Annotated in this window: 15 protein-coding genes; 1 reads left to right on the top strand and 14 read right to left on the bottom strand. The window is 44.8% G+C overall.

Translation table 11 applies throughout. The features are described from left to right. Positions 1-14 precede the first annotated feature (14 nt). From C4S61_RS07715 to C4S61_RS07660, 12 genes are all read right to left on the bottom strand, one after another. Positions 15-1,793 (bottom strand): patatin-like phospholipase family protein, encoded by a 1,779-nt coding sequence (locus C4S61_RS07715; RefSeq protein ID WP_103924216.1) that lies wholly within the window; start codon positions 1,791-1,793, stop codon positions 15-17. Positions 1,794-2,039: 246 nt separating this feature from the next. Further along, complete coding sequence (locus tag C4S61_RS07710) at positions 2,040-3,419, bottom strand: sensor histidine kinase (protein ID WP_103924215.1); 1,380 nt, start codon at positions 3,417-3,419, stop codon at positions 2,040-2,042. Between the two features lie 57 nt (positions 3,420-3,476). Continuing rightward, positions 3,477-3,860, bottom strand: coding sequence for a response regulator transcription factor (locus tag C4S61_RS07705; RefSeq protein ID WP_103924214.1), 384 nt, complete (start codon positions 3,858-3,860; stop codon positions 3,477-3,479). 20 nt (positions 3,861-3,880) lie between these two features. Continuing rightward, positions 3,881-8,005, bottom strand: a complete 4,125-nt coding sequence (locus C4S61_RS07700; RefSeq protein ID WP_103924213.1) for an ATP-binding protein — start codon at positions 8,003-8,005, stop codon at positions 3,881-3,883. A gap of 5 nt (positions 8,006-8,010) precedes the next feature. Next, positions 8,011-11,739, bottom strand: a complete 3,729-nt coding sequence (locus C4S61_RS22560) for a sensor histidine kinase (protein WP_103924212.1) — start codon at positions 11,737-11,739, stop codon at positions 8,011-8,013. Positions 11,740-12,016: 277 nt separating this feature from the next. Then, a complete protein-coding gene (locus tag C4S61_RS07690) occupies positions 12,017-15,727 on the bottom strand; it encodes a sensor histidine kinase (protein ID WP_146064362.1) in 3,711 nt (1,236 codons plus the stop codon). Between the two features lie 198 nt (positions 15,728-15,925). Then, positions 15,926-18,460: a M14 family metallopeptidase gene (locus C4S61_RS07685; RefSeq protein WP_200820551.1), complete on the bottom strand. Its 2,535-nt coding sequence runs from the start codon at positions 18,458-18,460 to the stop codon at positions 15,926-15,928. 81 nt (positions 18,461-18,541) lie between these two features. Then, the gene (locus C4S61_RS07680; RefSeq protein ID WP_103924210.1) at positions 18,542-19,150 is read right to left on the bottom strand and encodes an inorganic diphosphatase; all 609 of its coding nucleotides are present in this window, start codon (positions 19,148-19,150) and stop codon (positions 18,542-18,544) included. A 145-nt stretch (positions 19,151-19,295) separates the two neighbouring features. Further along, a complete protein-coding gene (locus C4S61_RS07675; protein ID WP_103924209.1) occupies positions 19,296-19,715 on the bottom strand; it encodes an organic hydroperoxide resistance protein in 420 nt (139 codons plus the stop codon). Continuing rightward, positions 19,703-20,155: a MarR family winged helix-turn-helix transcriptional regulator gene (locus tag C4S61_RS07670; RefSeq protein ID WP_103924208.1), complete on the bottom strand. Its 453-nt coding sequence runs from the start codon at positions 20,153-20,155 to the stop codon at positions 19,703-19,705. Before C4S61_RS07670 ends, C4S61_RS07675 begins: the two co-directional genes overlap by 13 nt. A gap of 112 nt (positions 20,156-20,267) precedes the next feature. Beyond that, positions 20,268-21,473: a redoxin domain-containing protein gene (locus C4S61_RS07665; protein WP_103924207.1), complete on the bottom strand. Its 1,206-nt coding sequence runs from the start codon at positions 21,471-21,473 to the stop codon at positions 20,268-20,270. A 26-nt stretch (positions 21,474-21,499) separates the two neighbouring features. Further along, positions 21,500-22,810 (bottom strand): Gfo/Idh/MocA family protein, encoded by a 1,311-nt coding sequence (locus C4S61_RS07660; protein WP_103924206.1) that lies wholly within the window; start codon positions 22,808-22,810, stop codon positions 21,500-21,502. 467 nt (positions 22,811-23,277) lie between these two features. On the opposite strand from C4S61_RS07660, the gene C4S61_RS07655 reads away from it, so the two are divergent. Beyond that, on the top strand, positions 23,278-24,210 hold the full coding sequence (locus tag C4S61_RS07655) for a hydrogen peroxide-inducible genes activator (protein WP_103924205.1): 933 nt from the start codon (positions 23,278-23,280) through the stop codon (positions 24,208-24,210). Positions 24,211-24,212: 2 nt separating this feature from the next. On the opposite strand, the gene C4S61_RS07650 is transcribed toward C4S61_RS07655, so the two are convergent. Then, complete coding sequence (locus C4S61_RS07650; protein WP_103924204.1) at positions 24,213-24,680, bottom strand: copper resistance protein NlpE; 468 nt, start codon at positions 24,678-24,680, stop codon at positions 24,213-24,215. A 278-nt stretch (positions 24,681-24,958) separates the two neighbouring features. Beyond that, entirely contained in the window at positions 24,959-25,411 is a 453-nt protein-coding gene (locus C4S61_RS07645) for a DUF1569 domain-containing protein (protein ID WP_103924203.1), read from the bottom strand. Positions 25,412-25,467: the final 56 nt, after the last annotated feature.

Below are 25,467 nucleotides of genomic sequence, written 5' to 3'. Positions count from 1 at the left end.
ATCTTTTTGAAGGATCACCAAAATCGCTCATTTTCAGGAACTCTGTGTAAGGCTTCTTTCATCTGATCGTGACCTTTTTGGACGATTTGCTTCCATTTGGTATCATCCATCATGCCGATTCCCTTCAGTTCCATTTCCAAATAAATTGCTACGCCGGATTTGGTCATTTCCTGTTTTTGACGACTGTTGAGGGTGAGTGAATTAACCAGAATTGAAGTGATACCGGGAAGTCTGAATTTTTTCTTTCCGGTGATTTTATCCCAAAGTATACTGGCTGAGCTTGGGGTTTCATCAAAGTCAACCGGCTGAGATTTAAGCTGAGTGAGAGAAATGGCGATGATATGACTCACCGGGTAATTATACATGGTTTCGATGGGTAGGTTGTCTACGACGCCTCCGTCCACGTGGAGCTGATGGTCGATTACCACCGGAGGATAGATACCTGGAATGGCTATGCTGGCTTCGATCTGTTTCCACGCGAGACCCCGGTCATGAACCTGCGAGGTCGCATTGGAATAGTTGGTCGAAACACAATAACTACCCACCCAAAAGTCTTCCAGGTGGGTATCTCCCATCATTTTTTTGAGGTAATTGCTCATTTTTTTACCTGACATAAAGGAGACTAAGGGTATGGTGAAGTCATTGGTCGTCAGCTTGCTTTGAGCAGAATCTTTGCTGTAGTAGTCAATTTTATTTTTATCAAAATCACAATAAGCGGCAGTCAATCCATAGAGTGCCCCGGCGCTGGTACCTCCCAGAAAGTCGATTTCCACCCCTTCTTCATACAAAGCTTTGATTGCTCCCAAATGGGCAAAGCCTTTGGCCCCCCCTCCACCTAGCACCAGTCCTATGGCTTTGTTTGAAAGAATCCTGGCAAACCGCCTGATATCCGGAGCGTGGTTTTTTCGGGAATGGATATGGAGGTCGATTTTTCGAGCTTCAAACCAGCGCCTCGTATTTTCAGGAAACTTCGCCTCCTCCGGATGGAAGAGCAGCAAGTAGATTTTCTTGTTAAGTATATTTTGAGAATAGAGATCCAGGTGATTTTCGATCTCATAAATTTTGCTATCGGCATAAAAATCAGTAGCAACCACAACCAAATCTGCGTAGATGATGCATTGTCTGGACCATTCTAAATCAGCGTCGCTGCAAACCAGAAAATTTAAACCTGTATGCTCCTCCAAAGTGTCATACATTTCCTGTATTTCCAGGTGTGCATGCGAGTCATGATCAAGGATTTGGATGCTTAAATTCAGCGATTCAAATTCTTTTTTGACCGCTTCCGTATAGTCCGAGATGTCATTTTCTGATTGGAGGTTGATGACCGCTATATTTTTGGCAGAGGTCTCCAGATGTTGCTGAAGTGCATTTCGACGGAGTCGGTTGACCACAAATCGGGTCAGTTTGCTTGAGAATGCCGGATGCTTGGAGACAATCTCCAAATATTGACTTTCATTGATTTGCAAAACAATGGATTTTCGAATAGCCACTACAGAAGCTGATCTGGGTTCGGCCATAAAGAGGGCAAATTCTCCGATCGGTTCACCCTCTCCGATATCGCCCAATGCGTGAAGTGAACCGTCCTCTTGCCGTGCCAGGGCTCTGAATCTACCTGAAATTACGATAAATAGTGAATTATCCCGATCACCCTGATGAAACAGGAATTCTCCTGTCTCAAGGTCAAGGATCTTTCCATTTTCAAGTATTTGAGTAAGTAAATCATCTTCAAGTTCACCGAAAAGCTGAAGTAGGATCTTTCTGTTATGGGCGTTTTTCTTAAGATTTGGGTTCAATTTGGATCTAAATTAAGAGTTAAAGTAAACGCAGCATTATTTGGAGTAAAAGTTAGTCTAAAGTAAGAATTAATTGAATTGAGGCAAATTTACCTTTGTAGAAAAATGGTCATCCTCAGGAAAATCCGTGGATCGAAGCACTACAGTAAAAGAAGCGGGAGATTGAAATGGGTATAATTTTCAGCCTGTGATTTATTCTAAAAAGTAGGAGAGGAAAAGCAGCGCTACTTTGCCAGCCCAGCTTACCTAGCTTGATTTTTCGGTTGATTTTATTTTAGGGAGGAGGATACTGAATCGGGTAAATTCTCCCACCTTAGATTCGATTTCCAATTTCCCTTCGTGGGACTTGATGATATCATGGGTGATACTCAGGCCAAGTCCGGTACCTTCGGTGCCCTTTTTGGTGGTAAAAAATGGCATCAATAGCTTATCCCTGATCTCATCCGGTACTCCAGGGCCGTTGTCCTCTACTTCGATCAGAATCTGATCCCCCAGGTCTTTGGTTCTGATTTCTACTTTGGCTTTGTATTCATTTCCCAGGGCCGAGATTTTATCTCGCATCGCATCAAAGGAATTCTTGACCAAATTCAAAATTACCCGACTGAAATCTTCCCCATTGAGCTTGATTTGGGGGAGCTTTTCATCGAAGTCCAGCTTGATATCCACATTGATGGGCTTGGGATTGGCCCGCATTCCGTGAAATGCAAGGTTGGCATATTCACGGATCAGTGCATTAAGATCTGTTGGTTCCATGCTGCCCGTTCCTCCGCGGGAATGCATCAGCATGGAGCGTACGATACTGTCGGCTCGGGAGCCATGGTGTCGGATTTTCACCAGGTTGGATTTGACATCTTCCAGAAGTTCGAGGATGTTTTCTTTTTCTGGGCTGTCGGAGATTTTTGCCATTTCTTCACCGATTTCTTCGAGAAAATCCACGCTGAGTTCCGAGAAGTTATTCACAAAATTCAGCGGGTTCTTGATCTCGTGGGCAATGCCGGCAGTGAGTTGACCGAGGGAGGCGAGCTTTTCCTGTTGGATGAGTTGGGATTGGGTGGATTGGAGATGATTTAAGGCTTTTTGGAGCTCTTCTTTTTGTTTGAGTATCTCGGAAGTTCGCTCTGCTACCAATGCTTCCAATTGGTTTTTTTGTTCCGCTGTTGCTTTGAGCTGTCGTTCCTGTTCTTTTAGAAAAATCCGTTCGATCTCCAGCTCCTTCATCTGCTTTCTGTGATTCAGCCACATGGTGACTGCCCAGATCAATGCAAAAAATCCTGCCGCATCAAGGTAATTTTCAAGTATATCGTAGATAGATGGGCTAATCGTTTCGATTAAATATTCCAATAGCTGCACCCCAATGATAGGCAGCGGGGTGATGGCCAATGTTTTCTGATACTCGAGCTCGGGGGTATTTAAAATGAGGTAAATTATGGCTCCAACGAGCGCAAAGGAGAGCAACTCAAAAAGAAACTCAGGCGGAAGTTGCGTTGCGCCGAGGACAATGAAGATCCCGGACGCGACCATTCCATAGTTGAAATACCGATTGAGATGAACAGGGAATCCTTCCGGCCCACTGCTCTTCTTGAGGTAATAAAGAAGGAAAAGTGAAATGATATTGATCAGAATCATAGTGGAGGGCTGGTATCTTCTTTAGCTTAAAAGTACTTGGGTTAGGTCAGAATTCTGTCAGAAGGTTGAGGTGGATAAAGAAGCAATTTCCTTCTTCAAATTTTCAAAATTAACAGGCTTGGTGTAGAACTCCTTGGCTCCGGAGTCCATTGCTTTCTTGTAATTGGCTTCATCGCCATAGGCGGAGATCATTGAAACCTGAATCTGGGGAAATCTTTCTTTGATGATTTCCAGCATTTCCAGCCCACTCATTCCGGGCATATTGATGTCTGAAAATACATAGACGACTTTTGGTGGATTTTCGCTTGCTAAGATATCCAGTGCCTCTTTTCCTGAAAAAGCAAACTCCAATTCCAACATTCCACTTCGGATTTCTTTCCGCAGTTTTTGACGAAAGAGATCTTCCACATCGCGTTCGTCGTCGACGATTAATATTTTCATAGGGTAAAAGTTAAGTGATTTTAGACAGGTAATAAAATTTCGAAAATAGTAAACTCGCATGCCCTAGATTCTACTTTGATCTCACCCCCATGCGCCTTTATAATATCATGGGTAATACTCAGCCCAAGTCCAGTTCCTTCCGTGCCTTTCTTTGTTGTGAAAAAAGGCTGTAGGATTTTATCTTTGATTTCGTCCGGGATGCCGGGGCCATTGTCCTGAACAGCTATTAGAACTTGTCCTTTCTCCAAGCTTGTTATCACTTTCAATTTCGGCAAGTAGTCTATGTCTTTTCCCACCTCTACTTCGTACTTGGTGCTTTGTACTTGGTACATCTTACTCCGCATCGCATCAAAGGCATTATTACACAAATTGATCACTACCCGGGAAAAATCCTCCTTGATCAGGGGCACTTCCTTTACTTCAGGGTCTAAGTCCAAGATTATATCCACATCGATCGGATTCTTTCCTGCCCGCATTCCGTGGAAACTTAAGTTGACATATTCCCTGATTAGGGAATTGAGGTCGGCGGCTTCCATCTTGCCGGAACCGCCTCGGGAGTGCTGTAGCATGGAGCTCACGATGCTGTTTGCCCGGCTGCCATGCTCATGCACTTTTTTAAGATTTGATTTAATGTCGGCTAAGATCTCATCCACCAAACTCTCGTCTTTTGCTTCTTGGCTCTTAGCTCTTTCTTCAATGACCTCATCCACAAGCTCCATGGACACCTCAGAGAAGTTATTCACAAAATTCAGTGGGTTTTTGATCTCATGGGCAATGCCGGCAGTGAGCTGTCCAAGGCTTGCCAGTTTTTCCTGCTGTACGAGTTGGCTTTGGGTAGCTTTTAGTTTGCTCATGGCGGCTTCTACCTCCGCTTTGGCTATTTCCAGCCTATTAAAGTCCTCATAGCGGGCGTAGGCGGTAGAGAATGCATCGGCAAGATTTTGCACCAATTGCAGCGCTTCATCCTTTAATGGGGCATCGTTGCCTACATACAACATGCCCTGCAAAAAGGGAAGAAAGTGCAGGTAAAGGTCAGTGGGTCGGTTTTCTGTTACATATTTTTCATCGCTTGCCACGGCGCCTTGCTGCACCAGGTTTTGGGTGTATTCGGCAAAGGCTGCTTCATCCATATGGTCCCTGAATATTTTCTTTTGCTGCCAATGCGCAACGATCTGCCTGGATTGTTCGGTGGAATGATAAGGCAAGTGAAAGGCAGCAATGGATTTTCCATCGGGCGTAGAAAGAAAGGCCTGCACTTCTTGCTTGGCTTCATCCATAATAAAAACCCCGCAACGAATAAAGGGCACGCCAAGAATATTCAATTCATTCCAGATCAGGGGTTGTATCCGTTCCAGGTCGCTTGTGGTGCGCATCGAAGCGATTTCTGCCCGCACCCTGTCCACCGATGCCCGCTTGATAACTTCCAATGCCTGTGCTTCGGCTTTTTGCAGGTCAAGAAAACGGGTATATGCCTGTTCGAAAACTTTTGAAAATCGCTGGATAATATCTTTCTCATAACCGGAATAGACCCCTTCCGTATAGCGCATCAGGAATATCCCGGTATTTTTTTGGTAAAAGCCCATAACATCAATAAGCCGTACAGCCTTAGTGGCTTCCTTTCTTCCCTGCGGCACTTCGGGCAACTTAAAATATTCTTCAAAAAAAGCCCGGGTTTCTTCTTCATTAAGGGTAATAGTTAAAGGCGATTGTGTGGAGGAAGCGGCATACATTTCGTTGAAGTTGCGCATATTCACATAAGGCCAATGAATTACATTATCGTACAACCCATCTGCCGTACTGATCCAAAGGTGCAGGTCCTTTGTTCTGTCTTTGAGCAATTGGATTCCCACCACATTAAAATTGATCTCCAGATGCATGAATTCTCCATATAAAGTATTGACCACTTCGTGTAGTTCCGTACTTTTATGCATTGCTAAACTTTTGCTCCGGACACGCTCCAACGCTGCTTCAATCTTCGCTTCCTTTGCCTGCGCTTCGGCTAACTTTAAATCGTTATACCGTTTATAAGTCAAGCTTAAAACGGTAGTGAATTTGCGATATATCTGTAATTCACTTTCCGTCAATCCTACCTCCGTCCATGCATAAATTGTACCTTCCCTGAAAAAAAAGTAATAGCCGTATTGAACCTCATCATTTGAAACTTCGGGGTATGCAACCTGTGGCTTTATAAATTGATAATACTCCCTTATTTCCTGACCTCTCAAAATGGGATGATATTCCTTTTGCAATAACCAATACTCGTACATATTTTCAAGAATAGGATGCCCTACTAACTTTAATGTAGCAATAATCTCAACAGCCTTTCCCTCTTTTGTGGTGTACATGGAAGTAAACTCGGAATTATGGGTTTCTTTGTCAAACAAACTCACACCACATCGCTGCGGGATACCATTAAGCAAACTCACTTGATTATAAAAAACCCTGATCGTTTCTGTCAAATCCTCGGAGCTGTGCATGGACATCGCTTTTGATCTTACTCTTTCAAGGGCCGCCTCAATCTGCGCTTCACGGGCCTGCGCTTCGGCTTTCTGCAAATCAAGAAAGCGCGTGTAGGTTTGTTCAAAAAGCGCACTGACCCGCTTGGTAATGTGAATCAATTCGGGTTGGAATTCATAGGGGCTAAAGGCATAAAAAAAGCCGTGCTCGAAAATGAAACAGTGTTGGATCTCTTTTTCAGGTAATTTTTCTATCGGGATCTGAATTTTATAGTCAGGAGCATTATTGAGCATGCGATAATAATCAAGCAAATCTTCGCCTTCCAACACATATTGGTGGTAGGGAACTTGCTCCAGCCAAGCCTGACGGGCTTTCTTTAGCATGGGGTGCCATGACATATTGATATTGCCAATATGCATGTTGACTTCCTCTCCGGTTTTGCGCGCCGTCCAAAGTTGATTGTTTTCATTATCATGGTTCAGGATGCCGATCCCAAATCGGGTCCCTTCATCCACCCCAAGGGCGGTAAGTTCAGAGAACATCTTGACCACACATTTCCCCACATCCTCGCTGTTGTGCATGGCCATGGTCTGCGCTCTGACTCGTTCCAATGCAAGGTCAATTTCACTTTCCCGAGCATGGGCTTCTGCTTGTGCCACATCCATATATCTTCGGTAGGCAAACTCAAAAACATTTCTGAAGCGCTTGAGCAAGTCAAGGTTAACATTCGTAAGTGGGCCGAAAGTAGAGATTCCTATTGCCCCTACCCCAATAGAATAGAAGTAATAATAAAGTTCAGAAAGGTCATTCAGGCGTGGGTCTTCGTATTCCCCACTGTCTCTTCGGCGCTGTTTCCAGCTTTCCAAATACTCCTTTTTAACCACCAGTTTGGCAAATGAATCTTTGGATTTCCTGATTCTCTTCTGGAATTGTTCAATAATAGGGTGGCTGCCATACGCAATTTTTGCTTTGTTAGCACCTGCAAAATCCGAATAATCATAATCAATCAACGAATTGTTTGAATCATCCCAGAAATTAATAATTGTATTTCTTAAATCTGTAAAACCAAGGGATTTCAACTCGTTAAACATGACTTGACAGATATCAAGGATATCAGCCGGATTTTGCATACCCAAGGCTACAGCCCTAACCCGCTCCAATGAAGCTTCGATCTCCAGTTCACGGCTTTTATTTTCTAGCTCGATCGTTCGTCGTTTGATCGCATCCCGGAGTTCGAGGTTTTCCTTGCTGATTTTCTCCAAGGCTATCGTCTCTCCTTCCTGAACCCGCATATCAGGAAGCGATCCATGCTGTTGGGTTACTTTCCAACCCTCCTTGGTCTCCCGGAGCAGCGTGGATATTCTGATCTTTGAATAAAAATTCCAATCAGTTCCTATAAGGACATAAATATCACATTGCTCATTGATCAGTACCAAATGATCTACAGGCACGACATCAATTTGCCGATTTCTCATCTCCGCTTTTCCCACTATTTCATGTAGTTGGGCTTTTAGGAATTCAATTCCGTCTGCTTTGGTATGACAGCGCTCGGATTCGGAGGTGCCGATCATCTCAAATAGATCATCCAAAGTGGAGGCAAATGTCTCTAAGTCTCCTTTGGTATAGCTGTCCCAATACGTTTCGTAGGTCTTCCTGGCTTCTGCAAGTTTGGTTTTCTGTGACTCCATGGATATTAGGCTTCAATGGGTAAAAAGATGATCATTTCTGTGCCCTCGCCTTCGGTGCTTTTGACCCGAAGATCACCCCCGTGTGCCTTGATGATGTCATAGCTGAGACTCAGTCCAAGTCCTGTTCCGCTTCCGGTAGGTTTGGTGGTGAAGAAAGGCTGGAAGATTTTGTCCTTGATTGCTTTTGGGATTCCGCTCCCATTGTCTTTAATGCATATTTCCACACCACCTGTATTACCAGTCAGTTCGACCAATCGAGTAAGGACAGAGACTTTTGGTTTGTAAGTTGAAGCACCATTCTCGGAGGACTTTCGGCTCCGTTCAGCACAGGCGTAAAAGGCATTGTTGATCAAATTCAAAATGACCCGTCCTACATCTTGGGCTACCACGTTTACAAGGGGCAGATTTGGATCAAGATCGGTTTCGAAGTCAGCAGAGAAATTTTTGTCTTTGGCGCGTAACCCATGATAGCTCAAGCGCAAAAATTCATCGGCAAGGGCATTAAGTTCTGTCGGTTTTTTCTCACTTGTACTACCCCGGCTATGCTCCAGCATGCCTTTTACGATGGAGTCGGCACGTTTTCCGTGATGGTTGATTTTGGCTAGGTTTTCCTTGAGGTCATCGGATATTTCTACCACGGTTTCCATGTTGCCTTTTTCAAGTTCTTCTTTCATTTCGTCGATGAGCTCCCCACTCACTTCGGCGAAGTTGTTGACAAAATTCAGCGGGTTTTGAATCTCATGTGCAATGCCAGCTGTGAGTTCTCCCAGCGAAGCCATTTTCTCAGAATGAATCAGTTGGGATTGGGTGGATTTGAGTTCGTCAATCGATTTTTTAAGTTGTTCTGTACGATGGCTGACCTTCTCCTCCAAAATGCGGTTTTCCTTTTTCAAGTACTGAGACCTGACGTAGACTATCGCATAAGTCAATCCTCCAAATAGCGTTGCAAAAAGTAAATAGGCCCACCAAGTCTGCCACCAAGGCGGAAGAATGGTGAAGCTCAGTGATTCGGGTTCGCTCCAGACTCCATTAAACCCTCGGGTAGCCACTCGAAAGCTGTAATCTCCCGGTAGCAAATTATAGTAAATCCGCGAAGCGGGTTTCGGGCTGACATCTGACCATTCCTCATCCTCACCTTCGAGAATGTAACGATAGACGATCTTATCTCTTCCCTGTGCCGCTTGATTGACAAAGGTGAAATTGAAAGAATTTTGATTGTAGGGGAGCTTCAACCCGATCGGTAAATGAAATCCCGAGCTGACGCTGTCCCAGAGGATATTGTTAAGAGCTACATAGCTGGAGTCCTCAGGAAGAGTTGCTTTGGTCCAGCCTTGAGAAAGATCACTGGTCCAAAGCGTATCACTTTCTTCTAGTCGGCTTTGATAGAATTCCGGCTTGAGGAATACCGGATTTTGATCCATGACATTCATGCCCTTGATGTGCACTTCAGGTGCTAGGCTGTCTATCACGGGGTCCTGATGATTGACTACCAAAATCGGCGCAGCACCCCACCAGACTGCACCTGTGGAGGAGACAAAGGATGTAGCTTGGTTGTGATCATTGTATGGCAGACCGGATGATTTGCCATAATTTGAAAAACGCCATAATTGATCGGAGTTGTATTCATCAGGCCTGTCCACGACGATGATTCCGTTTTCGGAGCCGACGTGAATTCTCCCCTTGATTTCGTTCAAGTCGTAGAGCGCCGGAGGGCTGATACCGGATTTTGCCGATACATGGGTAATGGTCTTTTGCTCAGGATCCAAAATAGAAAACCCCACATCTCCGCCGATGATAATTTCCCCTTTGGAAGATTCAAAAAGCATGGAAGTGTAATCTGTCATCAATCCGGTGCTTTTATCGATCGTTCGCATGGATTCGCCTTTGGAATCGAATAAATGAACTCCTGAATCAGAGCAGACCCAAATTTGACCCTTTCTGTCTTCTTTGATGACAAAAACTATGTCAGAGGAAAGTCCATTGGATTGTTTCAGATTTTTAAGTGTGTTGGCTTGGGGATCAAATACCAAAATTCCAGAACCTGAACCCATCCAGATTCTACCATCCTGGGTTTTTTTTCCGGTGAAAATGGTCGTTATCCCCAGGGAGTTTTGGCTATTGTAAAATGTAGCTGTATTGGTTTTTAGATCAATAAGGGAGAATCCTCTGGCCATTCCCACAAAAAGCAAATCCTCTCCGATTTGGTAAATCTGCCGAAAATTATTTACATCTGATCCACCGGGGAATTTGAGCAAGTAAAGCCGTTCCTTTTGGGGATCATAGATATTGATTCCTCTATAGGTTCCTAGCCAAATTCTTCCTTTCGAATCTTCAGTGATACCCCAGACGTCGTTGCTTTCGAGTCCATTTTCTTCAGTGAAATAGTCAGAAAGCATTCCATTCGGGTTGATAAGTAGAATGCCTACTTTATCGGTTCCGATCCAAATGGTTCCGTCCTTGCCGATGATGGACGGGGAAGGGAAGTTAAAATCACGGGTGACTGTACGGGTGATCACCTTTTTCATTAAAGCTTTTTCCTGATCAAAAATTCTAACCGTATCCTCTGAAATAATCCAAAGGCGCTTCTTTTCATCCTGCAGCACTTCAGCGGTTCGGCCAAAATACCCCTGTTCCGGCCCCAGTTGGTCAAAAGTTCTGTTTTGCAGATCAATGGAAATCGCTCCCGGAGAAAAAGCTGAAACCCAGACATTGCCCTTCTGGTCTTCAGAAAACGCGTAGGCTGTCTGGAGTGTAATTCCTTCGGGTGCTCCGAGAAAGCGAATCGATTTTTGAGCGGGATCCATTATTCCGATTCTTCTTGCCAAGCCAATCCATAGATTCCCTTTGGAATCTTTATTGATGCCAAAAGTGCCGGGCATCATACCATCTGCCGACTGAAGGTTAATTTCTGAAATGTACCTTTCCTCAAGATCCAATAGGTAAAGCCCCCCATTTACTCCCCAGAGCTTTCCCTGAGCGTCGTATTCCATTCGGTTAAAGCCTTTTTCCGTCTGAAAATGCTCGACCAAGCCTAAGGTGATGTCGAGGCGATAGACGCCTGTCACCATTGCTGAAATAATCAGCCTACCCTCGGGATCAAATATTAATTTTGAGATAATCTCAACGGTACCATTTTCAGCCCTTCCAAAAAAATTGTAAGTCAAGAATTCCACGCCATCGTATTTGGTCAATCCTCTGTCTGTGGATATCCACATACTCCCAAAGGGATCAGTGACCATGGCGTAAACCTTGTTTCCAAGCAAGCCTTCGGTTTGCCCCAGTCGGACTATTGCCGAGGTGCCTCCCTGCCAAACGGAGGGAACCGAAGCAGCAGTGATTAGGGGTGGAGGCAGTAAAAACTTTTTTACAGGGAAGGGCTTACGGGTGATCGTATCCAAGTCAAACGAAATGGAATCCAGCGTGTTCCAATCGAATGAAGTGGTTTTAACCGGAGCTTTTAGCGGTCTGAATTCATTCGCTGAAAAGGGTTTGGAGGGAAGATTTTCAAGATTGAAGTTGAATTTTACCCCTTTAGGAATACTGTCAGGAGGGTAGGATTTCCAGTTGACAGGTTTTGGTTGGGGAAGTTCAAAGGGGATGGGTTTGGGTATTTCGTATCCGAAAGAACTTTCAGGAAAAGGTACCGAGGAGTCTTGTTTACACGAAAAAAAACCAAGAACTATCAAAAAAAACAGATTCAGCGGGCTGGTTACAAATAAGGAAGATACCTTCATTGATGGATTGGTTTAAAATGAATCTCACTTATCAAGCAGGTGGCAGGAGAAATTCAGCCGATATAGTTTTCTGAAGGCTGATTTTTTTGCCCTGGTTGACAAATTTTTAATCTGAATAAAGAAGCGGTTTGATAGCTCTTCCAATGTCAAACCAGTTTCCTTCCAAAGGGAAACTTAGATTTAGTCCGATAGCGAAAAATAGTGGCGTTGTTAATTTAAGATAAGATGATGATTATAAAAAGGTTCGGATATCCTCTTGGATCATTGCCTTCTTATATTAGTTTTCTTTTACAGTTTTTTCAGAAGGCTTGGGGATCGTAATCGTAAACTTAGTCCACTCACCTACCACCGTACTGATGTCCAGGACTCCATTGTGTGCTTTGATGATATCATGCGTGATGGAGAGCCCCAGGCCAGTACCTTCGGTTCCTTTTTTGGTGGTGAAGAATGGCATCAGCAATTTGTCCTTGATGTCATCCGGTACCCCTGGACCATTGTCTTCTACTTCGATGATGAGTTTGTCCCCGCAGTCTTTGGTATGGACTTTCAGAATGGCTTTATATTCAGGCCCGACTTTATTGATTTTTTCCCGCATGGCATCGAATGCATTTTTGGTCAGGTTCAGAATTACCCGACTGAAATCCTCAGTATTGAGGGGGATTTTTGGTAGACTTTCATCCAAATCATAGACCAGATCCACATTGATGGGGTTCTTGTTTGCCCGCATGCCGTGAAAGGAGAGGTTGACATACTCCTTGATGACTTCATTGACATCGGCAGGCTCCATGGCTCCGCTGCCTCCTCGGGAGTGCATCAGCATGGATTTGACGATTCCGTCTGCCCGTCCGCCGTGGTGTTTGATTTTGGTGAGGTTGATTTTGATGTCGGCCAGCAGGTCCTTGACATTCTCCAGCGGCTCACTTTCCTCCATTTTATCCAATTCTTCCTCCACCTCTTCCAAAAATTCCAAACTCAGTCCTGAGAAATTATTGACAAAGTTGAGTGGGTTTTTAATTTCGTGAGCGATACCTGCTGTCAACTGTCCGAGGGAGGCCAGCTTTTCCTGCTGGATCAACTGGGCTTGGGTGGACTTTAGGTTTTCATGAGCAGATTCCAGTTTGGTGTAGGCTTTTTCGATCTCCCGTGCCTGTTCCAGTTCCCGCTCTCTGGCTTTTTCCTGTTCTTGCTTGATTGCCTTATTCCGCTGATAGCGGTGGATTGGATAGGCGAATGAAAGAAAAATCAAGGTGTAAATCAGATACGCCCACCACGTGCGATAAAGGGGAGGCAATACGGTAAAGGAATAGGCCAAAGGCTCGGTCCATTCTCCCGCTTGGCCTTCAATGGACCCGGTAAATCGTGCTCTGACCAAGAAGGTGTATTCACCTTCATGAATATTGCCAAAAGTGGCACTTGTCTTTTTCAGGATGGGACTCCATTCCTCATCGTATCCTTCCAAAATGTATTGGTACTCCACCAAATAAGGCTTTGCAAGTTCATTAGAGCCAAAGTCTATGTTGATGTGATTGTGCTTATAGGGTAATACCAATCCTTGCGGAATGGGGTAAAAGGGTGTGGTTTCATCAAATTTTAGCCCTTTAAAGCGTTCCCGAATGGGATCTCGCTCCAGAGTGGTCAGTTCTTGTCCGAACACACTTTGCTCAGAAGATTTTCTGTGAATGCTGTTTTCTTCTGTTTGGAGGGATTCCCATGAGATTTCTTCTTCATTGATGCGAAGCTGTTTGATGAAAATTTCGGGTTTCTCCTTATTTCTCAATAAAGCCTCATAGTCAAATCGCACCAAAGCGGTTTTGTTAGAGCCGGTTCCTGCCCAAATGATTCCCTTGCTGTCTTGGTACATTCCGTTCTGACCGTCTGTCAGATCTTTGACAGGATAACCCGTGTTGGAATTGAAGATTTCCAGGTTTTCCAAAGAGAAATCAGAAATAATAGAATAAGGCGAATTAAAAACTGCAATACCCAAGTTGGTTCCGACGGCTATTTTTCCATTGGTCATCGGCACAATCTGCAAGATCACATTATCCGGAAGTCCATTCTCCATTTTAAAGGTGATGAATGGATTTTGCTCTAGTTTTTTATTTTCTATTACCGCAATTCGAAAAGAATCCGGAAGCACACTCAGTCCATTACCTGTGCCAATCCAGAGATTTCCTTCGCTGTCTTTGGCCAGGCTGAGTACAGCATTATCTGCCAATCCTTGTTCAACGCCAAGATTGGTAAATCTTTCTCCATCAAAAAAGCTAAGGCCCCCGTCCGCTGTGGCGATCCAAATGCCTTTATTTTCTTCGATCAGAATCTTGAGAACCGCATAGCCCGCCAGTCCTTGTTCTGGTCCAAAATTAGTGAAACTCGCCCCGTCAAATTTGCTGAGTCCATTTTCGGTTCCCAACCAGAGATTTCCCTTCAAATCTTTTACAATTGAAAGGACTTCATTCGAAGGCAGTCCTTGTGATGGGGTATAGGTGGTGAAGGTTTTCCCATCATACTTGGAAAGTCCTCTGCCTGCCGTTCCCATCCAGATGGATCCGTCCTGATCCTCAATCATGGAATAGACAAAGTCCCCTCCCAGTCCTTGGGAAATCGAATAGGTCGTAAATCCCAAGCCGTCAAAAACACTGACTCCACCTCCAGCAGTGCCAAACCACAAATTGCCTTTCTGATCCTCCAGCGTACTCATGACGATATTTCCTCCTAAGCCCTGATTTACCGTGAAGCTCGTAAACGGACTTCCGTCAAATCTTGAAATACCGCCTCCATCGGTACCAAACCATAATTTTCCTGATTTATCCAAGGCTATAGCCAAAATGCTATTGGCAGGCATTCCTTGATCTCGGGTATAAGTAGTAAACTTTTCTCCGTCAAATCTGCTGGCCCCATTTCCTGTACCGAACCAAATATTTCCGCTTGAATCTTCCAAAATGGTCCGGACAATATTATCAGCAAGTCCGTCTTGGATTGTAAAGTTCTGAAATCGAGCGCCGTCGAATCGACTGATACCTCCACCGATTGTCCCGATCCAAAGGGACCCATCAGAGCCCAGTGTAAAGCTTCTGACCCGGTTTCCTGCCAATCCTTCTGATTCTGTGAAGTTGGTAAAAGTCCTACCGTCGAATCTACTCATTCCACTACCATTGGTACCAAAGTAGAGATTGCCTTTTGAGTCTTTGGTTACAGCGATCACGAAATTGTCCGCCAGACCCTGTTCGGTGGTATAATTGCTAAAAGTGGTTCCGTCAAATTTGCTGATTCCACCTCCGCCCGTTCCAAACCACAAATTGCCGGCGTCATCTTCTACGATCCCGAAAACGACATCATTCGCCAAGCCATCAGCGGTGGTGTAGTTTTTAAACGAAAATCCATCGAAGCGGCTTGCTCCGTTGATTGTCCCAAACCAAATATTTCCCTTACTATCCTCCATTATTGTCCGGACAGCATTGTCAATCAATCCTTGGGAAGTAGTATAGTTGGTAAAATCACTTCCATCGTAACGACTGATGCCTCCCCCATTGGTGCCAAACCAAAGGTGACCCCTGCTGTCTAAAATGGCCGTATTTACTGCGTCTAATGCCAGACCATCATCAGTAGAATAGTTTCTGAACTGAGCTATTCCACCTTCACCCAAGATAAATGGAATACCATTGGGATTTTTGACGACCTCCCCGGCCTCATTCTTCAATACCGGTAAGTCTTGCCTACCAGGTGCCAGGAGTTGAAAAGTTTGGGTTTCTCCGCCTTCATCCTCAAAGGTGTAGGTGCCGCCATCCTGTTTTGGGATTTGGATCACACGAGGCGGAGGAAATCCACTCAAACGTAGCGATTCGGGTTTTATAGAATCGGGCAATGAGGCAAGAACAATAATTTCAGGAGAAGAAAAAGAAAGCTGATCTCGGGGCGGGTCAGTTTTTTCTTCCTTTGAGCAGGAAACCAGTAAAAAAGCAAGCCCCAAAAGGGACAGGGTATGTTTCATTCTGTTTTTCAAAATAAAATCCACAGAAAAGGAGTTTGGTGGTGCCTTTTCAAAAATCTGGAAAAAGATAGCCAATTAATGAATGCAAAAAAACGCTTTTGGAATTAGAATAAAGTGCTGTCCAACTGGCTGGAACCCTTAGAATCTAAAAACCGGCCACTTTTCAGCGGCCAGGTTCATATAGCGGTCTATTTGGATCTATTGTCCTACCATGAAGATGGCGTTGCTTAAAACCAATTTTCCACTTTCCCAGAAACTTCTGAAAATCGGATTGTCCACAAAGTAGACCATCTGACCTCTTCCAAGCCTTTCTGCGCCAATGGCTAAAGATTCGCCCATTTTAGATTTGATTTTATAGCCAATGTATCCCGTTCGATAGGAGTCATTTGCTGCGATGATGCCTGCATTGGCTCCTCCGCTGAGGTAGGCAAACCGATTGGAATTGTTTTTCAGTGTGTAAAACTTTCCGCCGGTTCCGTAGCCCAAGGGATGGGTTTGATCCATTTTCACTTCATAGATAGCGCCTGCTGTCCCAGAGGAAATATCCAGTCTTTCCACATCGGAGTAAGGTTCCAGGCGTTCTTTCTTTGCAAGTTCTTCTGCGGCTTTTTCAGCGGCTTTCTTTTCATCCTCAGTATCAAAGTTTTTTAACCCAAAGCCCTCTTTGTTTGCGAAAAGATTGAGTGCCGCATCAATAGCGATTAATTTCCCTCCTGCCTTTACCCAGTCTGTAACTTTCTGTTGTGCACTTCCATTGAGCGCTGAACCAAAGGTGGATGGCATGATGATCACATCATATTTGCTGAGATCATAACTTCCCATAGAAGCTGCATCCAAATTGCTCAGTGGATAATTCAGTTCTTTTTCGAAGAAATGCCAGATCTCTCCAAAACTCAAGGAAGAAGTGCCCTGACCACCAACCAAGGCTACTTTTGGTGCCTTGATCACCCGGATATTAGGTGAGCCAAAATCTTTGCCTTTGTCCACATATCCGGTCTGGGTAGTAGCCAAGCTTACCCCAAATTGATTTGCCGCCGCTGTTACTTTTTTGTCAAAATCCGGAACGTATTCATTGCCTCCTTTGGTGATGATCAGCGATCCTGCAGGAAAGCTTTTTCCCTCCACTTCAAATGGGTACTCGGCATATTTCACCCGAATCTTATGATTCAGCAGCGCTGCCAAAAATGCCACATCGCGGGTTCCTTGCCAATTGGCCAAATAGGCAACAGGAGTTTCTCCTGCCTGATTTGGTGTGAAAGTTGGTTTTTCATATGCTCCAGACGCGTCAAGTCTGGTCTCCAGGGCATACCCCTGAAGTCCATACGCATAAGGCATCGCCCAGCTGGTGATATCATAGGTGATCGAATCATTCAATGCCGGATTTGGCTCAAAAAGCACCTGGGCTAAGACAGATCTGGGTTGGTAGGCATTGATGACGATGTCTTTTTCAGAGGTAGAAAAGGTTACACCGGCTTTTCCGCTCTGGTATTCGAAGCCTTTCAGCCCGGATTTTGCACCGGCTTTTCCATACTTGATTCCATTTTTGTCAAGCAATTCAAGCAATTTGGCAACTTGAGCAGGATTGCTTTCGCCTTTGATGACAAAACTCTTGTACTTGCCTTTTGGGTTGGTGGAGTTATTTTTGAAATAGGTGGCAAATTCCTCTACCAGTCTTTTTGCATGTTGACTGGTCACTTCCGCAGCCGACATGGCAGCTGTGTAGTGTCCTTCAATTCGGCTACTTAAGGTCACGGTGTCGCCCACAGAATTGTAGCCGCCGATTCCTCCCCGTCCGCCTCCACCTTGCTCGATGGTCATGCCGATCGCTCCGCTGTACATGGGATATGTGTCTCCATAAGATGGATAAAGCAAGTCAAAGCGCTCCTTGGTGAAGTAGAAGCGACCCATTTGGTCGAAGTATTTGGCAGTATTTCGACCAAATATATCCTGAAACTCGTGCTGGAAAGGGGTCAATTGCTCATGCAAGGGCTCTGCCGCCGGTGCCATGTAGAATGGATTGTCTATCCCCTGCTCATGAAAGTCCAAGTGAAGGTGCGGCATCCATTGCTGATATACTTTCAATCGCTGCTGAGATTCTACCTGTACTTGCCAGGCCCAATCCCGATTCAAGTCGAACAGGTAGTGGTTGGCACGTCCTCCCGGCCAAGGCTCATTGTGTTCCTGCGATTGTAGGTCGGGCTGGAGGGTTGTGTTCATTTTTTGATTGTACCAGTTGGAGTAGCGATCTCGTCCGTCAGGATTGATGCATGGATCGATGATCACAATTTGGTTTTTCAGCCATTCCTGTGACTTGGTATTGGATAAATCCGCCAGCGTATAGAATGAGGAGATCGCGGCTTCCATTCCGACAGACTCATTACCGTGGACATTGAATGACATCCAGTTGATCGGGATTTCCGTGCTTGGTGTTCCTTCCATCAGCCCCGCTCTTTTAAGGTTGTCCGTGCGAATTTGCTCCAGTTTGGCCATGTTTTCCGGACTGGAGAGGATTGCTAGGATCAGCGGTCGTTTCTCGTTGGTCTCTCCATACTGGATCAGTTTAATGTTGGGATTTTGCGAAGCGACGTACTCAAAGTAGTCGACCATGCGGTGGTGAGGGGTGAACCGGTCTCCGGGTTTATAGCCTAGAAACTGTTCGGGAGTTTGCAGTTGGGCTAAAGCGCCAAAGCAAGCCATAAATGCGAATGCAAGGGTGAGTAAAATCTTGTTCATGAAGTAAAGGCTGATTCAGGGGGGAAGTTAAGGTCTTTTGGTATTCTGAAAGTGACCATATAAAAAAAATACAAAAATGATTTATTGGGATTTAAAGGCGTTTTCAGCTTCCGTTAGAATTTTATTAGCCAAGGCGGTTTCTCCAACGTCTTCCAACACCATCATTCCGGGTCCTTTGTAGTTTTCAAACCAAAGCTGAATGATTTCCAAAGCCCCGGGAAACGCGGCTTCAAGTTGGTCAAGAGATGCTATGCGCTCAAAAGCTCCAATGATTGGCACTGCAATCAGTTTATCATCCTGCTCCCCCCGATCTTTGAGTTTCAATGCCCCGATCAGGCGGATTTCAATCACAATTCCCCGCTCTACTGCCGGTCCAAGAATAATCACGTCCAATGGATCCCCATCACCCCCTGTTTCTTTTGGAGAAAGTGTCTGTGGGATAAATCCATAATTACCCGGATAGCCCAGGTAGGCCACGTCTCTTGGTAGACCATTTTCTGTTGACCAGACCAATTTGCCACTTACTTTGTCGACCTCATACTTGGCTGTGGTTCCGGCTGGGATTTCAACGACTGCCTGTAAAAATCCCGCTTTGGAGTAGCTTGGGATATCATTGACCAGATGTGGTTTTTCTCCAGAACAGGCTGAGAGGATCAAGAATGTCAGTATTAGGCGGATTGGCACTTTCATACGATGAGTTTGTTAGGTGATAAGTTACCTCTGAAGTCAGGGAGTACCAAAAAATGTCAGATGTAAAATGATTTCTTGCTAAAGAACAAAATAAGTCAAGCCATAACTTGACTTATTTTATTCGAAAATGATCAGAAGGAATCGATCAAACAGCCTTCACCGTCACTTCAATATTTCCTCTTGTAGCCTTAGAGTAAGGGCAATGCAGATGGGCAAGGTCGGCAAGTTTTTGGGCTTGTTCCAGTGATTCTGCATGGGGGATTTTGACTTCGATATCCACTCCCAGTCCAAAGCTGTCTGGACCGTAATGTCCCAAATTTACTTTGACTTTAATTTCGGAATCTCTCAGGCTTGTCTTTCCTGCAGCGGAAGCCAAAGCTCCCCCAAAACATGCCGCATAACCTGCCGCAAAAAGTTGTTCCGGATTGGTCTTTCCTCCTTCACCACCGATTTCTTTGGGCATGGCTACCTCAAAATCCAGGATGCCATCGTCGGTTTTCACGTGTCCTTTTCTTCCACCTGTATTAACTGCCACCGCAGTGTAGTCTACAATCAATTTTTCCATGCTAAAATTTCTTTTGTCAGTTTGTTCATTAGAGCCTCCAGTGTAGGCAGGAGTTTTTGAACTTCTTTGCCCATTTGGGTTTCCAATTGATTTTCTAACAAGCCGACAGCATTCATGGTTTTAGACTGAAGTGATTTTCCCGGATAAGTAAGGTGAATGGTTACCGTTCGCTCGTCTTCCTCACCTCGTTTGCGTTTCAGAATGTTTTGACTTTCGAGTTTTTTCAAAAGCGGAGTTAGCGTTCCGGAGTCCAAATTCAGCTTTTTGCCCAGTTCATGAACTTTTAGCCCATCTGCTTCCCAAAGAATAGAAAGCACCAGAAATTGTGGATAAGTCAGACCAAATTCATTCAATTTCAACTGAATTTGCTGAATTAAAAGCCGGGAAGAGGAGTAAAGCAAGCGGGAAAGCTCAATAGAGGAAAATTCTGACTTAGCCATAAAACGAAAATTAGGATTGGATACAATCTACTTGTTTCCAATCCTATTTCCAAGGTTTACTCCATCTGTTTAAAGATACATAGAGCCGAAATTGCAACTCCGAAATTCGAAATCAATAATATCGTCCGATCATCGGATGATCCACAATCGCTTTTTTCAACGCTAAAGCATCGATCGTTCCCGGTACTCGATAGGCTACCTTTCCGCCCGGTTCGATCAACAAAGTAATCGGCAAGCTTCCATCCCAATCTTCGCCCACTACGTTGATCACTTCGTATTTATCCTCAGTATCCATGATGTAGTTTGGTAGGGCAGAGGCTTTCCCTTTTAGAAACTTGAGTGCTTTGTCCGCTTGATCTGGAGTGTCCATGCTGACCGATACAAACTGAAAATCACGCTCCCCATACATGCGTTGAATCGTCACAAACTCGGGATATTCAATGATGCATGGACCGCACCAGGTCGCCCAGAAATTCACCAAGAGCAACTCATCCGTTTGGTTTTTCAACAAATCAGCCAAACCTTCAGGCGAAAGCTTTTCGATGGTAACTTCTTTTTCTGCCCAGGCTTTGTTGGTTTTGATGGTGTAGTCATTTTTCCAGGCCCACTTCATAGAGCAACCGAAAGCAGGCGTCTGAGCAGCTTCTGCAGGCAATGCCTCGCCCCTCAGTGTCGCCTCTATCGCAGCGCGGAGATCTTCTGAGTTTCCGGTGCCGGGTTTCTCTGAAGCATCGATTCTCCCGGAGTAGGTGAGTTTCCTGTTTTTATCAAAAACAAACACATGCGGCGTGGCTGTGGGGCCATAGGCTAAGGAGAATTCATGGGTGTCGCCGTCATACAAGTAAGGGAAATTAAAGCCCTTATCCACAGCACGGATTTTCATTTCTTCATAGTAATCTCCCAAGTCGGTATAGCCCAGTTCTTCCGGCAAAACAGCGATGGGGCTGTTAGTGGAAATGGCGATTAGTGCCACTGATTTTCCCTCAAATTCTTTGACCAGTGAAATGTAGCGGTCCTCGTATGCTTGGGCCGTTGGACAATGATTACAGGTAAAATTGACGACTAAAACTTCTGAATCAGCATAATCCTCCAAGGAGTGGAATTTTCCATCTACATCAGGCAAATTGAAAGGGGGAGCCTGATCTCCAATTTCAAGTTTGGCGATAGGCTGTTCGGGAACTACCTGAGGGTCCGGAACAAAGGATTCAGCTGTGGTTACTGTTTCAGTTGAATTCGTGTTTTTCCCACATTGGAAAAACAAGGCGGCTGTGGATAAGTAGACTATCCCTAGGACTGCTTTTTGAATTGAATGGTGCATTTGGAGTGTGGATAAGTAGGATGGGCTTAGGTTAAAGTGTACCCGTTTTGATACGTATAGTGAAGCTTGGTATTTGCTTCCCAATCGGCTGTGAATACCTGAGCGATTGGGTCCCACTTCAAGGACCTTCCCAAGTCAGCGGCGATATTTCCGATGGTACACACCGTGCAGGTACTGTGACCGATCTCCACCGGGACAATTGGATCTTTTCTTTTTCGTATGGAATCAATAAAGTCTACGTGATGTCCTCCAAAGCTGAAATTTTCCGGTTCTTTTCCGATTTCAAGATCCGAGATAGAAGTATCATAATTTCCTCTGGAAACCTTGATCCAACCATTTTCTCCAATGAATTTCACCCCTTGTCTTCCTTCGTCAAACTTAGTTATCAACATTTCTACTCCGTCTTCATAGCGGTAAGTCAGGGGCTTATCTCCGGAGGCCGGGATTACTTCTATGGGGCCATTTCGATCCATGCTGAGTCCCCACTGGGCCACATCGATCATGTGGGCGCCCCAGTCAGTCATCAAGCCTCCGCCGGTTTCTTTGTACCAGCGCCAGGCTCCCCAAGCTCCCTCGTTTTTTTCCGGATTCAATGAAATCCCCGGATTCAGCAGGTCGTTAAAATGTAATTTTGGAATTGGGCCGAGCCATTTCTCCCAGTTTAGCCCCGCAGGTAAAACTTCCTCAGGCAAATCATATGGTTTTGGGTGTGGATTGTCTCCGACATGGACGAGGACTTGGGAGATTTTTCCCAGTCGGCCTTTTTGTACATGCATGGCTGCTGTCTGGAAATTGACAGCGGCGCGCTGCATACTTCCCACTGCGAGCACAATTCCATTGGCCCGAACTGCCTTGACCAACTCCTGCCCCTCTTTGATGGTGAAGGTGAGCGGTTTTTCCAGATAAATATCCTTTTTGGCTTTGCAGGCGTCGATTGCCATGATGGCATGCCAGTGATCAGGGGTAGCAATGACCACAGCATCCACTTCGGGATTTGACAAAAGTTCCCGGTAATCTTCGTATAGCTTTGGAGCGACGTAGGCTTTGCCTGCTTCGGTCATATTCTTTTGCACCCGCAGCGCAAATCGCTCTCTTTTGATTGCATAAACATCTGCTCCGGCGACAACTTCCACACCGGGGATACGCATAAAATTATTTAATAAGCCCATCGCCTGTCTACCAACGCCAATAAATCCAAGTCGCACGCGCTCATTGGCGACATTGAATAAGGGATTGGCAGAAGCCGCAAAGCCAAGATTGGGAATCAGACCAAGTCCAGCGGTGGTGAGTAGGCCAGCGCCTAGAAATTTTCTTCGTGAAAAAGAGGAGTTGCTCATAATAGGTTTTTGGGTTGTTGATTTTCAGTGAAATAACGGGAATAAATTAGCCTTTTTTGAAAGGGAAGGAAAATTTTTGAGGCCTTATTTGACCAAAACACTCAAAGGATATACTAATGGTAAATAAGAAAATCTGATTATACGCTATACTGCCAGTAGACGAATATTCCCTTGATTTTGGGCTGGGAGACCGAAGACGGAAGACCGAAGAAGTCCAAGAATTGATATTTACTAATTCATTTGAACTTCGTTTAGCTACTGGCAAAGTTCGGTATATCCCTAAATGAAAATAAAATTGAAGTGGGATCAAATCGGGGAATTCTGATTCTTTGGCTATCTTGATAGATTGTTTCTATCGAAATACCCATGTGAAAGTTTTCTCCCGCTTGAAGGGGGTTAGCTTTGGCATTCCACCTGACTCCATTCGATTAGGTTTTACCAATAAAATTCAGTTATAAACACAAATAATGACTATTCAACAACTCGAATACCTGATCGCAGTAGATAAGCAACGGCACTTTGGTCATGCGGCCGAATCCTGTTTTGTAACGCAACCTACTTTGAGTGCACAGCTCAGCAAGCTGGAGAAAGAACTTGGAGTGATCCTTTTTGACCGGAGCAAAATGCCCGTGATTCCCACCGAAATCGGTGTTCAGATTATTGCTCAGGCCAAGAAAGTGGTATCTGAGAGCAAAGGAATCATGGAATTAGTCGCTCAGCTGAAAGGGGATATTTCAGGTACGATAAAGCTGGCCATCATTCCTACCCTGGCCCCTTATCTATTGCATCTTTTTATTCGAAAGTTTTTGGAAAAGTATCCGAATGTGATGCTTGAAGTTCAGGAAATGATCACCGAGGAAATCGTCAAAAAATTGAAAAATGACGAGTTGGACTTGGGAATTATTGTGACACCGCTTGATGAGACGGGAATCCTGGAAAAACCCATGTTTTATGAGAAATTCTACGTCTACTTATCCGAGAATCATCCACTTTTGAAAGAGAAGGAAATACGCGGAGACCAATTGAAATCTGAGGAGCTTTGGATTCTTCAGCAAGGGCATTGCTTCCGGGATCAGGTGATCAGTTTCTGCGATCAGCGCGTGTCAGGGCACAGGAATTTTCACTACGAAAGCGGTTCATTGGAGGGCTTAAGAAATATGGTCAATCGCTATCAAGGGGTGACACTATTGCCCGAATTGGCCACGCATGGACTTTCGCCGGAAGAAAAAAGCAGGTTGCGGCCATTTGCAGGCACAGCCCCGATTCGTGAAGTGAGTATTATTCTTAACCGGAGTTTCCTGAAGCAAAAATTGGTGGAGTTACTTTATAAAGAAATAACGGAGGCTATCCCTCAGGAAATGACCTCCAAAGCCCATGGAAAAATCGTTCGATTCAAGTAGTGTTATTTTTTCCTGAGAATGTACCGGTCAGCCAAGGCTCCTTCTATGCGGTTTCCATTCTTGTCCAGGTGCCAGATTTGGTTTTCGCCTACTTTGTATTTACCTGGGGCATCACCGATTAGGCCCTGCAATTGTACAATGGAGCCTGTTTCGTCCCAGGTAAAATTGCCGGTGAATGTTTCCTCCCTAGCATCATTTAGTCCGAGATAGTTCGTCTTGAGCTCAAATGTTCCGTCCAAATTCAGTGTGACCCAAGTCTCGATGCCTTCACAACTCGCACAGGGTAGGGTATTAAAGTAGGTGCCGTTCCAGTCCAGGGAGGTTTGTGAATTATCGCCTGTGGGAAGTGTTTGGGTGGTTTCGTGAGGTTCGGTGATGAACTCGGTGGATTCAGCTTGGTTTTCAGCCGGTTTGTTACAGCCAAATTGAAAAAAGGCTAGAGCTAAAACAACGAATAGGGACTTTTTCATAGGATGGGAATTAAGTCAGTTTCAAAATTAGGATAAATTGATTTTTAATCCTCAATTTCGAATCGTTCCCGTCACTGTGGGCGTCCGGACTTGCTGAAAACTTTGATGTCGATCTGTGTAAGCACTTTTTCGGTTAATTCCTGATAGGTCAGCAAATCTGAACTTGCAGCTTCCTCTTGACCAAGCTGTCGATAGATCTGTGAGCGAAGCCGGAAAGCGGTGGCGTCAAAAGGATTTTCAAAAAATAAGAAGGTTTATGGTGAGGGAATCAAATTCAATCAAACCCCAAACTGAGTCAGGTGGTGGTTCAGATGTTTATAGAAAAGATTATTCCACTCCTGAGCGGTCATTGGGCCAAAAGAGAGCGATTCCTTTCCTTCAAAGTGATCTTTTCCCAAATCGCGGGTGTGCTCCAAATACGTAATAAGACGAGCTTTTTCCTCTTCAAAATTTTTCCGGTCTGCGATGATAAATGCAGGAGCAGTTCGGGCATTTCTGGGATAAGGCACCTCATTCACCACACCCTTTTTCACAAAAGCTTTCAACAAGAATCGTAAAACGGCATTGGGCTTGGGATGCTTATTGGTAAATGCCATTTCATAGGCTACACAACAATGGGCAAGCATTTGATCCACCGACATTTTGCCCCAAAGTGCAGGAGATTCAGGTTTCAGTCGGTTGATTCTCGAAATAAGCTCTGAGGTGGTAAGTGGGTCAAAGATGTTTTTCATAGGAATAATTTTTATCAAAGGCCAAGAATACCACCTTTAGAAGTATTTCTGCTCAA

This window comes from Algoriphagus boritolerans DSM 17298 = JCM 18970 (assembly GCF_900108085.1).
GTDB classification, from domain to species: Bacteria; Bacteroidota; Bacteroidia; order Cytophagales; family Cyclobacteriaceae; genus Algoriphagus; species Algoriphagus boritolerans.
This window is presented reverse-complemented; position numbering and strand designations above follow the sequence as displayed.

Bases quoted from the DNA above. Each gene is read 5' to 3' on its own strand.
- C4S61_RS07710 (WP_103924215.1), bottom strand. From the start codon at position 3,419: ATGATTCTGATCAATATCATTTCACTTTTCCTTCTTTATTACCTCAAG.
- C4S61_RS07705 (WP_103924214.1), bottom strand. From the start codon at position 3,860: ATGAAAATATTAATCGTCGACGACGAACGCGATGTGGAAGATCTCTTT.
- C4S61_RS07700 (WP_103924213.1), bottom strand. From the start codon at position 8,005: ATGGAGTCACAGAAAACCAAACTTGCAGAAGCCAGGAAGACCTACGAA.
- C4S61_RS22560 (WP_103924212.1), bottom strand. From the start codon at position 11,739: ATGAAGGTATCTTCCTTATTTGTAACCAGCCCGCTGAATCTGTTTTTT.
- C4S61_RS07690 (WP_146064362.1), bottom strand. From the start codon at position 15,727: ATGAAACATACCCTGTCCCTTTTGGGGCTTGCTTTTTTACTGGTTTCC.
- C4S61_RS07685 (WP_200820551.1), bottom strand. From the start codon at position 18,460: ATGAACAAGATTTTACTCACCCTTGCATTCGCATTTATGGCTTGCTTT.
- C4S61_RS07680 (WP_103924210.1), bottom strand. From the start codon at position 19,150: ATGAAAGTGCCAATCCGCCTAATACTGACATTCTTGATCCTCTCAGCC.
- C4S61_RS07675 (WP_103924209.1), bottom strand. From the start codon at position 19,715: ATGGAAAAATTGATTGTAGACTACACTGCGGTGGCAGTTAATACAGGT.
- C4S61_RS07670 (WP_103924208.1), bottom strand. From the start codon at position 20,155: ATGGCTAAGTCAGAATTTTCCTCTATTGAGCTTTCCCGCTTGCTTTAC.
- C4S61_RS07665 (WP_103924207.1), bottom strand. From the start codon at position 21,473: ATGCACCATTCAATTCAAAAAGCAGTCCTAGGGATAGTCTACTTATCC.
- C4S61_RS07660 (WP_103924206.1), bottom strand. From the start codon at position 22,810: ATGAGCAACTCCTCTTTTTCACGAAGAAAATTTCTAGGCGCTGGCCTA.
- C4S61_RS07655 (WP_103924205.1), top strand. From the start codon at position 23,278: ATGACTATTCAACAACTCGAATACCTGATCGCAGTAGATAAGCAACGG.
- C4S61_RS07650 (WP_103924204.1), bottom strand. From the start codon at position 24,680: ATGAAAAAGTCCCTATTCGTTGTTTTAGCTCTAGCCTTTTTTCAATTT.
- C4S61_RS07645 (WP_103924203.1), bottom strand. From the start codon at position 25,411: ATGAAAAACATCTTTGACCCACTTACCACCTCAGAGCTTATTTCGAGA.